Origin of the sequence: Vibrio splendidus, assembly GCF_001557875.1 — a bacterium.
Classification (GTDB): domain Bacteria; phylum Pseudomonadota; class Gammaproteobacteria; order Enterobacterales; family Vibrionaceae; genus Vibrio; species Vibrio splendidus_F.
In genome coordinates, this window is sequence record NZ_LNRF01000008.1 from 82,139 (window position 1) to 96,654 (window position 14,516).

Annotated in this window: 9 protein-coding genes; 4 read left to right on the plus strand and 5 right to left on the minus strand. The window is 45.7% G+C overall.

Annotation, left to right across the window (positions count from 1 at the left end; genetic code table 11):
* Positions 1–5: 5 nt before the first annotated feature.
* Both ATB74_RS17410 and ATB74_RS17415 read right to left on the minus strand, forming a co-directional pair.
* Positions 6–2,537, minus strand: coding sequence for an efflux RND transporter permease subunit (locus ATB74_RS17410; RefSeq protein ID WP_061019268.1), 2,532 nt, complete (start codon positions 2,535–2,537; stop codon positions 6–8).
* A gap of 120 nt (positions 2,538–2,657) precedes the next feature.
* Positions 2,658–3,443 carry a TetR/AcrR family transcriptional regulator gene (locus ATB74_RS17415; protein ID WP_048611674.1) on the minus strand — a complete coding sequence of 262 codons (786 nt, stop codon included), beginning with the start codon at positions 3,441–3,443 and terminating at the stop codon, positions 2,658–2,660.
* Positions 3,444–3,976: 533 nt separating this feature from the next.
* Here ATB74_RS17415 and ATB74_RS17420 point away from each other — a divergent pair.
* Positions 3,977–4,804: a hypothetical protein gene (locus tag ATB74_RS17420; RefSeq protein ID WP_061019269.1), complete on the plus strand. Its 828-nt coding sequence runs from the start codon at positions 3,977–3,979 to the stop codon at positions 4,802–4,804.
* A complete protein-coding gene (locus ATB74_RS17425) occupies positions 4,725–5,519 on the plus strand; it encodes a hypothetical protein (protein WP_061019270.1) in 795 nt (264 codons plus the stop codon). Before ATB74_RS17420 ends, ATB74_RS17425 begins: the two co-directional genes overlap by 80 nt.
* Before the next feature lie 151 nt (positions 5,520–5,670).
* Here ATB74_RS17425 and ATB74_RS17430 read toward each other — a convergent pair whose 3' ends face one another.
* The 3 genes from ATB74_RS17430 to ATB74_RS17440 all read right to left on the minus strand — a co-directional run bounded on the left by ATB74_RS17430 (position 5,671) and on the right by ATB74_RS17440 (position 11,916).
* The gene (locus ATB74_RS17430; protein ID WP_060981766.1) at positions 5,671–6,165 is read right to left on the minus strand and encodes an outer membrane beta-barrel protein; all 495 of its coding nucleotides are present in this window, start codon (positions 6,163–6,165) and stop codon (positions 5,671–5,673) included.
* A 143-nt stretch (positions 6,166–6,308) separates the two neighbouring features.
* Positions 6,309–10,376, minus strand: coding sequence for an ATP-dependent RNA helicase HrpA (hrpA, locus tag ATB74_RS17435; RefSeq protein ID WP_061019271.1), 4,068 nt, complete (start codon positions 10,374–10,376; stop codon positions 6,309–6,311).
* A gap of 226 nt (positions 10,377–10,602) precedes the next feature.
* Positions 10,603–11,916, minus strand: a complete 1,314-nt coding sequence (locus ATB74_RS17440) for a MipA/OmpV family protein (RefSeq protein ID WP_061019272.1) — start codon at positions 11,914–11,916, stop codon at positions 10,603–10,605.
* 81 nt (positions 11,917–11,997) lie between these two features.
* Here ATB74_RS17440 and ATB74_RS17445 point away from each other — a divergent pair, with 81 nt between their 5' ends.
* Entirely contained in the window at positions 11,998–12,453 is a 456-nt protein-coding gene (locus ATB74_RS17445; protein WP_081090137.1) for a hypothetical protein, read from the plus strand.
* Positions 12,454–12,477: 24 nt separating this feature from the next.
* Positions 12,478–14,505, plus strand: coding sequence for an alkaline phosphatase D family protein (locus ATB74_RS17450; RefSeq protein ID WP_061019274.1), 2,028 nt, complete (start codon positions 12,478–12,480; stop codon positions 14,503–14,505).
* The last annotated feature ends 11 nt before the right edge of the window (positions 14,506–14,516 follow it).

Below are 14,516 nucleotides of genomic sequence, written 5' to 3' on the forward strand. Positions count from 1 at the left end.
ATTCCTTATTTGGTCGATGTAGTCAGTTCGCCAGCTGGGTTAGCTTGCGCTGATTTAGATGGCTCTGTTTTAGACGGTTGCGATTCGTGCTGAGGTTTATCTGAGTAGTGCGTCTGCTTGTCGAAGATCATCAGCAAGCTCGGTAGCAAGATGAAGTCGACCACCAGCGCAATGAAAATCACAATCGCGCTGAGCAAGCCCATGTCGGAGTTAAGTCTGAAGCTCGACATCGCCAGCACCGAGAAGCCCGCAACAAGCACGACCGTGGTGATCCACAATGCGCGTCCGACGGTGTGAAAAGCGTATCGAACCGCTTCTTCTGCTGATTTTTCTTCCATTCTGGCGCGCTGGTATTTACTCAAGAAGTGCACCGCATCATCAACCACGATACCCAACGTGAGCGTGACCACGACAGACAAACCGAGGTTGATTTCACCGGAGATGAGCGCCCATAAACCAAAGCCAATAATCGCCGGGGCAATATTTGGTACTAGGCTAATCATGCCTAAGCGAACCGAGCGCAATGCAAAGATCATCAAGCCAGAGATAAGCACTAAGGTGATAGGCAGAGTTGATAGCATGCTCGCCATGTTGGTTTCGCCAATGTGAGCAAACATCAGTGATGGGCTCGACGCGACCACTTCATATTGCGGCGCATTAGCGGCAAACCATGAGTAAATGCGCTCTTCGAGTTCCACTAGCTCAACGCTGCCAAGGTTGTCGACGGTCAGCACCATTTTGATCGAGGACTTATCGACGTTGATCTGGTTGTTCAAGTCCAAACCATACGGCAAAGACATCTCGTAAAGCAGCAGATATTGCGCTGCAAGTTCACGGTTAAGCGGTAGTTTGTAGTAGCTTTCATCGTCGCCATGCATGTTCTTGTTCAAGCGCATGTAAACATCAGAAAGTGTTGCGACATGGTCGGTTTCAGGTTGGACGCGTAGCCACTCAGTAAAGTCACCAATCGCTTGTAAGAACACAGGATCAGCAATCGCTTGAGACTCGTTGGTTTTCACCGCGATACTGAGAGTCGTCATGCCGCTTACGGTCTCTTCCATGAAGTCGGCCGCTTGTCTGAATTCACTTGAGGTATCGAAATACTTCACCGACTCATCGTTCACTTTGTTGAGTGGAATTAACGCAGCAGCTCCGACAATCACAAGAGTTGAAACAGGCAGCAGTGCTTTGCGGTTAGCAACGACAAAATCACCGAGCTTATCCATAAAGGTGACTTTGTCTGCCGCCTTAGGATTGGCAGATAGACGTTTAACTGGCAGCAGTTTTAACAATACAGGCAACATAGTTACAGATAGGAAACATGCGATAAGTACGCCTAGTGCCGACAAGTTACCGAAATCACGCAGCACTGGAGAGTCCGACATGTTCATCATCAAGAAGCCGATCGCAGTGGTCACTGAGGTGATTAGAATCGGCATCGCATTGAGCTTGATGCTGTATTGAATGGCTTGTGCTTTCTCCATCCCGCGTTGCATCGCTTGTCTCATGGTCACAATCACGTGAACACAATCGGCCACCGCCAAAGTTAAAACCAAGGTAGGAACATTTACGGTTGCTGTGCTGAGGAACATCCCTGCCCAGCCAGACAAGCCCATGGTCGCGACAATTGAAGAGATGATCACAACTAAGGTCGCAAGCACGCTAAAGAAGGAGCGCAGCATGAAGGTCAGGAACACCAACACTACTAGCAGCATTAATGGCACCAACGTTGAGCTGTCTTCTTGAGCCGAGGTCATAAATGCGTTGTTCATGGCTATGATGCCCGCTTTATGGAATTCGACATTCGGGTACTGAGCTTGGTACTTGCCAATCATGGCGTTGATGGCCGTAATCACCTCTTGCACTTCCGCGGTTTTATCCACTTCTGGCAATTGCACGGTGACGTTCACAATGGTCACGTCGCCAGAGGCTGACACCAAGGCATTCTTAAGCAGTGGTTCGTTTAGGGCGATCTGTTTGACTTTGGCGATTCGCTCGGGCGTGTGCTCGTATTCTTCATACAGCAGGTCTTCCACTAAGAGGTCATCTTCAATGGCTTCGGTATGCTGATAATTGGCAAGGGAATCGACACGGCTTGAGTACGGGATCTGCCACGCATCGACCGTGAGGTTTTGAATTAAGGTGAGAGTTTCTGGGGTGAAGACATTGCCATCTTCAGGGGCGACAACAATCGCAAGGTTGTCGGTTTTTGCAAAGGTCGTTTGGATTTCATCGAACGCCATCAACTGTTTGTTGGTGCCTTCGAAGAAGATATTGTAGTCCCCTCTAAAGTAGAGGTTCTTTGCCCCTAATGCAGAGAGAATGATGATTGAAAAAACCACCAGCAGAACGATAAACGAACGCTTGGTCGGTATTGAGTGCCAACTGTTATTTAGATCCCCGTTTGCGCTATCGACGTTACGGTTATCTCGATTTGGGTGATCGAAAGCTGGCTTCTGGCTGTCATGTTCCATCACAGTCTCCATTTGTGACGATTCGTCATAGTTGTGTCTTAAAAAGCCAGCCGAAGCTGACAAAAGACACAATGCTTAGTCATACACTCAAGAAAACCAAAACCACACTAGGCTAAACTTAAGTTTATGACGAATCGTCACTAATGGTTATTAATAAACCCACATGAGTGGGTTTAATGGAAGCTATCGACCTACAGATTCTAAGTAGGCAATCTCTTCGCTGAACAGTTCTTGTTCTACACGACGCCAAGTTTTGCGGTAGTCCCAATCAGTAGAAAGAGGCTGCCAGTTGAGGCCGTCTAGTAGCATGTTCGCGTTGTATAATACTGAATACGGGTCTTGTAACCGCTTAATACAATGACTGTTTGAAGCATTCTGTGACAAGGCATTTGAACCAAATGCGATTGACCAGTTTGCAAACACGATGGCGTCTGAACCCATACCAGAAGGGAACTTTAGGTCACCAGCATCGACTGCTTGGTTAACCATTAAATCGGCTTGTTCAATCACCAATTCTTCCAGTTCGTTCATCTCTGCTACGCGTGCACTAGACGCTTTCTCTAGTACCCACGGGCTTTTTGCCATGATCGCACAGGTTGATAGTACCGGCTCCATGCGAACATAGATTCGGTAAGCAACGTGTAATGCAACGACCTTTTCACGTGTGTTGCCTTCAAACTCTCCAGAACGAGCAAACATTAATGCTTCGGCCTTTAAAGAGTGAATACACAAGGCTAAAACTACGTCTTCTTTGCTGCAAAAGTGATTGTATATTGTACCTTTTGAATAAGAACTCGCTGCCGTTAGCTTATCCATCGTGAGGTTTCCGAACCCTTGTTCTCGAACCAGATCTTTTGCTAACAACATCAATTCTACTTCTCGGTCTGCGATAGACTGTTGCTTTTTAGACAACACGCCTTTGCAACCAAAGATACCTTGTTTATCGCCTTTACAACCAAAGCCAAACATAATTTCTCAGTCCGTATTTTAGCTTAGCTATCATCTAAGCTTCGCCAGTATTTAAAACACTCCTATCCAATATATTAACACGAATAGTAAATTCATGTAGTTAACCATTTTGTGACGCTTCGTCATTTCTGACCTATCGTCATAATAGCGCAAATATTGATCATATCAAGGTGTTTTATAAATTAAATACAGTTAATGAATATATAGATGGGTGGATAGGGAGTCGATAAGACAATCATCAATAGTCGACCTTAAGAGAAGACCCGTATTTTGACCTACAGAATGCGAAAGTGAATTGGTCATTTTTAACCGAACAAAGAATGTCGTCACTTTAAGCTGCTATGCGCATTCATGCCCAATTATTCCTAGCGTCAACCACAAGAATGAATGACTGTAGGCTTACTTTTTAGGGCAGACGTCTCCTTATGGTCAATATTTGGCTTACTAATGCCGTTTTCTGTTAAGTTGCTATAAATTCGGTAAGGGGTGACTTACAATAGTGACAACGACTTACCTTTTTTGAGAACACGATATTGAGCGCCAAATATTCTTATTTAGCTTGGCAAGTGAATACTTCTAGCCCAGCAGAAAAGCTTGTTTTATTGATGCTTGCAGATGGTGCTGACGAATTCGGCTACACCAATGTATGCCTACAAACAGCAGGTCAACTTTGTGCTCTCTCTACGTTTGGTTTAGCCGACTGTCTTAAGTGTTTAGTCGACCAAGGTTTTCTCGATAAGGTAAAAGTAGATTATCGAGATCAAAAAGAGATTCACGTTTTCAAAATGCTCATTGAGCAAGAGCAAGCTGCAGCTCACGTTGAGGTTCAACCGACCAATAGTATTCCGGTCTACTCTACTGCACCTGCACCTGCACCTGCACCTGCACCTGCACCTGCACCTGCACCTGCACCTGCACCTGCACCTGCACCTGCACCTAAGTTTCAGCCTGCTCCGGCGCCAATGCAACACATGCAGCATGCCCCTCGCCCACAAGGCCGAGGCTCAATGAACAGCAACACCGTTTCAACGCATGATTTGGATGAAGAGATCATTCCAACATGGGCGGAACGTGCGTTTAAATTCTCCGGCCTTGCCGGTGACCATAGTTTAGTATGGAAGAAATTTGTCCTCTGGTATAAAGCCAAAGCCAATGAACTAATGCCAATATCTCGGATTGAATCCAAGCTACAGTACTGGCTAGTTAACGAGAAGCAAAATGAAAGACAACAACAGCAGAAGACCTCTCAATATTCAGGAAATGCAGGACAAGCTCAAGGAAATGGGTATCGACAAAAGCTTAGCCCATCTGAACGCTTCAGGCAGCAGCTCATTCAAAAAGGCAAAAAGCCAACCTTCTGAGCCAGCTCAACCTGTTGTACCTGACGCTACAGTTCTGCCTAAAGATCCAGTAGTACCTGAAGTTATTGAAGCGCAAAGTACCGATGTGAAAGTAGCGACGGCACAAGCTGCAGGTTCTGGTGCGTCTCAACAAGTGCCTGTTGTTGATCAAGATGCCGCAGAATTAGAGCTAACAGATTGGTGTATCCATGTGTTCGGTTCTTTTTTGAGCGTATACGAAACACAGTGGGAATATCAGTACGGTAGTGAGCCAAGTGGTAAGTTCATCGAATTTGCCAACTCTGTTGATTCAGACGGCCTAAACCGTGTGCTAATGCACTGTCATGAGCGTATTCAACTAGGCAACAGTTGGCCACCGCAAATGGGTGAGCTTTGGATTCTGAAAGATTCTTTGACTGAAGAAGAGCTGTTGGATAGCCGTATTCGTGTGTTGTCGCGCACTGCCGTCAACAAGATTGAGAAGTGGTTAATCCAAAACAAACTGTACGACTTGAAGCGTACGGCTGAAAACAAGCTTGATGCTCTGTTTAAGAAGTACTACTTGGAAGCGAAGCGTTTAGATGAGAAAGGCATGCTAGAAACGGAATTGCCGCAATTCCTGCTTGCTGCTAACTCAGTCAAGAACCTGAACGACTTGAAACGCGAAGAGTACGAAAGCCAACATGGCAAAGCACTTAATCCGCGAATTCAACAGATTCTAAACAGCAAAAAGTAATCGCCCGTCCGCTGTCTATTGTAAAAAAGACAGCAGAGACAACACAATCAATAGATACAAAAATGCCAGCTATCAAGCTGGCATTTTTTATGAATTCTACGAACTCTTTCACGACTAACCGACCGCTATTTACGATCGCCTTACTGATTGCTTACAGTAGGTGGATAGTCGCGTTTAGCGTGAATACGCCTGAGTCGTCATCTTTCATTTTGAAGTTTTGGTAGCTAGCGCCTACAGATAGTGGACCAAAGATGAAGTATTCTGCGCCTACACCGTACATTACATCCTCACCTGATTGATTGAAGCCGTCAGATTTAAGATCGTAAGTGTGCACACCAGCCTTCGCGTATACGTGAAGAGGACCGAAGTCGATGCTTGGTTTGATCGCTAGGTAAGCAGTGCTTGCATCTAGGTTTGTAAGGTCACGGTTGCCGTACTTAACGCTGTCGAAAGAACCTAGATCCCAGTAACCCGCTTCAATACCGATTAGTGGCAGGATGCCTGTACCCACGTGGATACCCATCGCTGTTTCTTCTTCATTACCTAATGAGTTTTGACCACCCATTACGCCGCCGTACAACCAAGAATCAGCCATTGCTGTTGAAGATGCACCTAGCAGTGCTAGTGCCAATAACGTTTTTTTCATATTCGACCTTTTTCGTCCTAGTGGCAGGCCTTGAGTGGTAATAAATTGCCACCAAGTCGCCCTGTATGTAATAACTATTCAATTAGTAATGCAATAAGCAAGATTTATACCTAAACCTTGCTATTGCGTCTAGCTTTATTCCTTTAGCAAGCATCAATCGCGTTTTTAACACGCTTATCTGATACTGGGTAAGGCGTACCGAGCTGCTGTGCGAAGAAGCTTACACGAAGCTCTTCTATCATCCAACGCACCTCTTTTACATTTTCTGGAACCGCGATCCCTTTTGGAATTTTATTCAGCAGTTCTTTGTAATCATTCATTACTGACTCAACTTTGATCATATGAAGACGATCTTTGTTCGGGTCAATTGGCAGTTTTTCCATGCGGCGTTCAATCGCTCTCATATAGCGTAGAATATCCGGCAGGCGTTTCCACCCACATTCTGTGGAAAAACCCTTAAAAATCAAGCCTTCTACCTGAGCTTTTATATCCGAAAGTGCGAATGCCATAGAAAGATCAACACGGCCTTTTAGCTTCTTACTGATACTGAATGCCGTGGTTAAGATGGTTTCAACTTGTTGAGCAATCTCAACTACCGTATCACCCAACTCTGCACGTACGTGCTCTTTCAGTGCTTCAAACTGCTCTGGTTCCCAAACTAAACCGCCTTTCTCTTCAATCAGCTTATCAATACCACAAGCGATACAGTCATCGATTAAATCAAGTACTTGTCCGTATGGGTTGAAGTACAAACCAAGTTTCGATTTGTTCGGCAAGTTCGAGTGCAAGTATTTGATCGGCGATGGTACGTTCAACAAGATTAAACGACGCTGACCCGATTTCATTGCAGAGATCTGCTCTTGCTCGGTCTCGAACAATTTGATCTCTACGCTGTCTTTGGTATCCACCAGCGCAGGGAAAGCTTTAACATCGTAGCCGCCACGCTTCTGTTGGTAGACTTTTGGTAGCTCACCAAAGCTCCACGTATGCAGGTTTTGCTGCTCAATATCGTCGTCAGCAACCTTAGAAAGCGTTTCTTGAACCTTGTCTTTCAGGCTCTCTTTTAGCTCATGCAGATCTTTCTGTTCTTTCAGCTTACGCTTGCGATGATCTACAGCGCGGAATGTTACCTTTAAGTGCTCTGGAATCTGGTCTAACTTCCAGTCATCACGTACCACTTCCACGCCAGTCATACGACGTAGCTCTTTCTCAAGAGAATCCAACAGCGGAGCTTCAAGTGGCGTAACACGTGCCAAGAATGCATCGGCGTAGTTTGGCGCAGGCACAAAGTTACGGCGTAGCGTTTTAGGTAACGACTTAATCAAGCTAATCACTAGCTCTTGACGTAGACCCGGGATCTGCCAATCAAAACCGTTCTGGTCAATCTGGTTCAAGATAGGTAGCGGAATATGGACCGTTACACCATCGTTATCATCGCCCGGCTCAAATTGGTAGCTTAGCTTGAGCTTGATACCGTTTTGGTGCCAGAAGTTCGGGTAATCCAAATCGGTAACGTGGCTTGCATCACCTCTGAATAGCATCGACTTTTCAAAGTTCAGCAGATCGGGGGTTTTTTGACTGGTCTTCTTCCACCATGTATCGAAGTGACGGCCTGAAACAGCCTCTTCGCCAACACGCTGGTCATAGAAATCGAACAGTTCATCATCATCGATCAAGATGTCACGACGACGCGATTTATGCTCAAGCTCTTCCACTTCTTGTAGAAGCTTGCGATTCTGCTTGAAGAAGGCGTGTTTGGTTTCCCACTCACCTTCTACTAATGCACTACGCACGAACAACTCGCGGCTGACGGTTGCATCAATCGCACCGTAGTTCACCAAACGTTTAGGAACAATTGGGATTCCGTAAAGCATCACTTTTTCGTGTGCCATTACCGCTGCTTGCTTCTTCGACCAGTGTGGTTCGCTGTAGCTGCGTTTGATCAGGTGTTTCGCCAGTGGCTCAATCCATTCAGGTTGAATCTTCGCAATCACCCGACCCCAAAGTTTCGAGGTTTCCACCAACTCGGCAGACATGATCCACTTAGGCTGTTTCTTAAATAGGCCAGACGCTGGGAAGATATGGAAGCGAGCATTACGTGCACCTTGATATTCATTCTTCTCTTGGTCTTTCATACCGATGTGCGAAAGCAGACCTGATAGCAATGAGATGTGAATACCATCGTAGCTACCCGGTTCTGTATTCAACTTAGTATCCAGTTCACGCATTGCTTGATGAATTTGGAAGTACACATCTTGCCATTCACGGATACGTAAGTAGTTCAGGTAATCTTGCTTACACTGTTTGCGGAACTGGTTGCTCGATAGCGCTTTTTGCTGCTGCTTAATGTAGTCCCACAGGTTCACAAACGTGATGAAGTCAGACTCTTTATCGAAGAAACGCTTGTGCTTGTCATCAGACGATTGTTGCTTATCTGATGGACGCTCACGCGGATCTTGAATCGACAACGCAGACGCAATCACCATCACTTCGTGTAGGCATCGGTTACGTGGCGCTTCAATTACCATACGTGCTAAACGCGGATCGATAGGCAGTTTCGCCAGCTTACGACCAATCGCGGTTAGCTTCTTCTTGTCATCGCCGTGGTTCTTGTTTTTGTTTGCAGACGGTTCAACGGTCGCGATCGCACCAAGCTCTTCAAGCAGCCTTACACCATCTTGAATGTTGCGCTTATCGGGCGCTTCAACAAATGGGAACGCTTGAATGTCGCCTAAGCCTAGCGCTGTCATCTGAAGAATTACAGAAGCCAAGTTAGTGCGAAGAATCTCTGGGTCCGTAAACTCTGGGCGCGATTCGAAATCTTCCTCTGAGTACAGACGAATACAGATACCTTCCGCAACACGACCACAACGACCTTTACGCTGGTTAGCACTCGCTTGAGAGACAGGCTCAATCGGTAGGCGTTGTACCTTAGTACGGTAGCTATAGCGGCTAATGCGCGCCGTACCCGGGTCGATAACATACTTGATGCCCGGAACCGTTAACGAGGTTTCTGCCACGTTGGTTGCCAGCACGATACGTCGACCAGTATGAGACTGGAAGATACGGTTCTGCTCACCTGCCGATAGACGTGCGTAAAGCGGAACAATTTCAGTATCACGAAGGTTACGTTTGCTCAATGCATCTGCAGTATCACGAATCTCTCGCTCACCGTTCATGAAGATCAAGATATCGCCAAGGCCTTCATCACACAGCTCATCAACGGCTTCAAAGATGCCTTCGATTTGGTCGCGGTCTGAATCACTGTCATCACCACCTAGTGGGCGGTAACGCGTATCTACTGGGTAAGTACGGCCAGAGACTTCAATGATTGGTGCATTATTGAAGTGCTTAGAGAAACGCTCTGGGTCAATGGTTGCCGATGTGATGATCACTTTCAGATCAGGACGCTTTGGCAGCAGCTCTTTCAGGTAACCCATGATGAAATCGATGTTCAAGCTACGTTCGTGCGCTTCATCGATGATGATGGTGTCGTACTGGCTTAAGAAACGATCGTGTTGAATTTCCGCCAGTAGAATACCGTCGGTCATCAATTTAATTTGGGTGTTGTCAGAGATTTGATCGTTGAATCGAACCTTATAACCAACGAAGTCACCCAGCTGTGTTTCCATCTCTTCAGCAATACGGTTCGCAACCGAACGTGCAGCAAGACGACGAGGCTGAGTATGACCAATTAGGCCAAAGCGGCCGCGGCCAAGCTCAGAACAGATTTTTGGTAGCTGAGTGGTTTTACCCGAACCCGTTTCACCCGCCACGATAACCACTTGGTTTTCAGCGATGGCTTTCGCGATGTCTTCGCGCTTTTGGCTAACAGGAAGAATTTCTGGATATTCAATCGTTGGTTTCTGTGCAGCTCGCTGAGTTGCTGTCATCATCGACTTAGCAATGTCTAACGCAATCTCATCAAAGACAGCGTGCTTAGCTTGTTCGTTCTTAATTTTACTCGCACCAGCAATTCGCTTACTCAAACGGAAGCGATCGCGCATCATACATTCGTTGAGCGCTTTACGAAGAGAGGCTGGGCTATTCTGAGATGATTTGTTGTTTGTCGCTGATTGTTCAGCTTTTTTGGCATTTGATTGTTCAGCAGATTTTTTCGATGCAGCTTTGTGTGGCTTGGCTTTGCTCTGTGAAGAACTTGGCTGTGCTGCATTCTTGTTGTTATCTGCTTTTTCCGGAGACGAAGTCAAAGCGTGTCCTATTCTTGTACTTATTAAACTCGCGCGATTATATCACAAGTCTCAAACAAAAAAGCCTGACAGCAAAGGGAAAACCTTTTGCTATCAGGCTGATTAATCACGCTAACACTCGCAGGAGCTATGAAAGCGAGGTCAAATGTAAGTTGTACTTAGCAAATTACGGCTAAAAGCTGCCGTTAAATACCCTATCTATAAATACGACCGTTAAAAGCTGCGCTTAAAACTCATATTGAAAGTAAACCGTGTTGTAGTTACTGCCGCCTTTGATTCGTCCGAACTGAGACGCGTTTTCAAAGATCGCAGAACGGTGATGTAATGAATAACCGAACCATAAGTTGTTCAAGTCATTCTTACCAATCAAATCACCTACGTTAACGTCAAATGAGAAGTCTAAGTAGTTCAACAGGTGGCTGGCTGTGTAACCTTTACGATCCATCTCAGAGCCTTCGATATAAGTAATCGAATCTATGTAGGACATACCTTCTGCTACACCAAATCGCCATTGTGTTGGCCAATTGAATGTGTAGTAAGCCTTAATAGCAATGATGTATTCCGTGCTACTGGATTGAACGTCTGAACTCCAGTGATGCGCAATACCCGGCGTTAGATAAATATCCAACGGGAAACCAAAGATCTCATCCGTTAAAGGGTGACCATAAAAGAACGATGTGAGTTGGTTGTTGTATTCGTCTTTCTCCGCGTTGAACTTCATGATGTCGCCAATGTTCGATGGCGTTGCCCAACCGTGTGCAACACGCAGATAAGGTGCGTTACTTAACTTAGGTTTGGGTGCTTTCTCTTTGTCGTTGAAGAAACCAAAGCCAAGGTACAGTTCACCTTGATAACGATCTTCAACCACTGACGAATCGTAGGCGTTATCGTCTAGTCGAGTCACACTGGTTGAACCCAATAAGTACAAGTTCGAAATCACATGGTAACGGGCTTCTACACCGACATTCAGATCAACACCGGCACCAATGGTTTCATTACCAGCTGAGTAATACTCACTGTTGAAATCAGCGCTTTTATAACGAAGTGTCGCGCTTGGGTAAAACTCCCAGTCTCCGGTTTCATACTTAGCTTTCGCTCGTAAGTTACCGTGAAGGTTAAATTCACTGTCACTCATTAATTCCGTCTCGACAGACCAAGGGCCATCAAGTTGGTAAGTCAGTTGAGCACCAAAATCCGCAGTGTCGCCTTCAATCGCGTTCTGCTCAGATGCTGGGATATCAATAAAGCGCATGCGAGAGATAGCATTGAAAGACCATTTCTCGTCATCGGTTTGATAGAGATAGGCTCCCATCTCAGTACCATCAATGAACACATAGTCGTTCTTGAAAAATAGCATTGGAACAAAAGAGCTAACCGTTTGGTCCCCACCTGACGTGTCGTAAGGAATACTGGCGGTACGAAACATCGCCGCAATCCCCCACTCTTGCTCTTCAGCAGCCCACAGGTTAGTGCTTAAGAAAGCGCTACTTAGTAAAACCACGCCAGATGAAGTGAGAGTCGGTAAATATTTGAGCTTCATTCTTATATAATTACTCTTTGTAATAAATATTGTGTTACTGAATAGACATATATTAGCCATGACGGCTAACTATTTTTAGGTTTGATCGGCATTGACCGTTACAATGTAGAATATTCTCGGTTAAATGAAAGTATTGTGAAAGTCTCCGAATTACAAAACATTATAGATCACTTACCCAAATATTCCGATCCAGATATTGTTATGGGTGAGGCGTGGCTACCCGAACGCTTGGTGAATACCAACCTAGACGGCGATATGCTATTCCTTGAATTTGATAATGCCCCTGAAGACAATCAAGGGGATGAAGAAGGCCGCGGTTTTGTTGAACACGAAATCGCGATGATTCGTGAAAAACTGGAGCAGGTGTTAGACGACACATCCGACACCAAGACAAAAGCCGATGCCCTATTGGCAATATTTCTAATGGGCCATGAACTTTCTAGCTCGGAAGTTATCGAAATACTTGAAACAACAGAGTCTGAAACGAGTGAGCCTCAAACGAATAAGCTCGAATTAATAGAACACCACGACGACTAGCCACTAACGATTTTAGGTACCGTATTGAAACCCTCTACGACATCATCTCTTCCCCTGTTACTCGCCGGACCCATTTTAAGAAAAACCACAGCAACCGAAGTGGTTCTGTGGTTAGCCACCAGCTCACCTCTTACAGGCAGAGCTGAGCTGTATGTTAACGAAACAGATCTCGTTGGAGAAATCGGCCATTCCAACGTAGAGCAAGACCAACCGTTTTATACCTCATCGCTTGAAGAGCATGATTCGATTCAAATCGGTACACATGCGTGGGTAACGCTAATTCGCTTACAAGGTGAGTTTCCAACCAATACGCCCCTTGAATATGATCTTCACACAGAATCAGGTTCACTAAAAGAGCTCGCCCCTCACCTTGTTTACAACGGCAAATCTCGCGTTGAGTTTAAGATATCGACCTCGGCTGATTACATTTTGCATGGCTCTTGTCGTAATCCACATCATCCAAGCAAAGACAGTTTAGTCGCAGCCGATAACAAGATTGCCGATCAAAGCATCGTAGAAAGACCCGATATGCTGATGATGAGCGGTGACCAGATCTACGCCGACCATGTGGCAGGCCCAACGCTTGATGCTATCCAGCAAGTGATTCAACGGCTTGGTCTTGTTGGTGAGAGCTTGCCGACTGACTCGCAAATTAAACAAATCAACAGCAGTGATGCTCTGTATAACAGTGAATATCACTTATATCAGCGCCATCAGTACTTGCCGCACCACTCGACGTCAGAATCCGTGCTCAATAAGTTCTTCCCGAATCGTGGCGTGCCGATTTTTAGCTCTACCGATTGTGAAAACCACTTGGTCACGCTGTCTGAGTTTATCGCCATGTACCTATTGGTTTGGTCCCCGACACTGTGGCAATGCGTCAATCGAGAGCGTTTAATTGAGAATAACTTCACTCAAGGAGGACGCCAATTAACACCGACTGAGCAGCAACAGTGGCGTGATGAAAGCGTCATCATCGATGATTTCATTGCTGGATTGCCGCAAGTACAACGTCTGTTCGCGCACATTCCGACTTACATGATCTTCGACGATCACGATGTTACTGACGATTGGAACCTTACCGTGGGCTGGGAACATGCTGTCGATCAAAACCAGTTCGCTACTCAAGTGATTGGTAATGGCCTTGCCGCCTACTGGATGTGTCAGGGTTGGGGTAACAAACCGGAAAGCTTTAACGAAGCGTTCATCGAGCAAGCAAAACAACTTTTTACTGTTCAAGTGCGTGCCATTACAGAAAGGCATAATGAAGCCAATGATGCAGCGACTACTCACTCTATTAGCAGAATAGAACCAGACAAGCATCAAGCCTTCATTGAGATGTTGAATCGCTTTGAAGAGTGGCATTACACGATAGATACTTCACCCAAAGTCATAGTGTTAGATACACGAACCCGCCGTTGGCGTTCAGAGTCACGCATGAATAAACCTTCAGGTTTAATGGACTGGGAAGCCTTGATTGAGTTCCAACATCAGTTACTGCATCAAGATAAAGTGGTGATCGTTTCTGCTGCACCGATGTTTGGCGTGAAGTTTATTGAAACACTGCAAAAGATGGCGACCACAATCGGCAAGCCATTAGTGATAGACGCTGAAAACTGGATGGCACATCCGGGCAGTGCTAATACGCTGATCAGCATCTTTACCCATACTAAAACACCGACCAATTTCGTGGTGCTTTCTGGCGATGTTCACTACTCATTTGCTTACGATATCAAGCTGAGATATCGCCGAAACAGCCCGAACATCTATCAAATCACCTGTAGTGGCATTAAAAATCAATTCCCTGCTCCTCTGCTTAAATTCTGCGATGTATGGGACCGTTTATTGTACAGCCCTCGCTCAGTCTTGAACTATTTCACTAAGCGTAAACGCTTGAAGATCGAAAAGCGAAGCCCTGACAATCAGACCTTCTATCGCCTTTCAAATCGCAGTGCGATTGGTGAATTGAGGCTAGACAACGATGGGAAACCGCAATCAATTACCACCCTGAGCGGCGATGGCAAGGTCACGCGTTTTCCGGAACCGGACTAGGATGTGTTCCT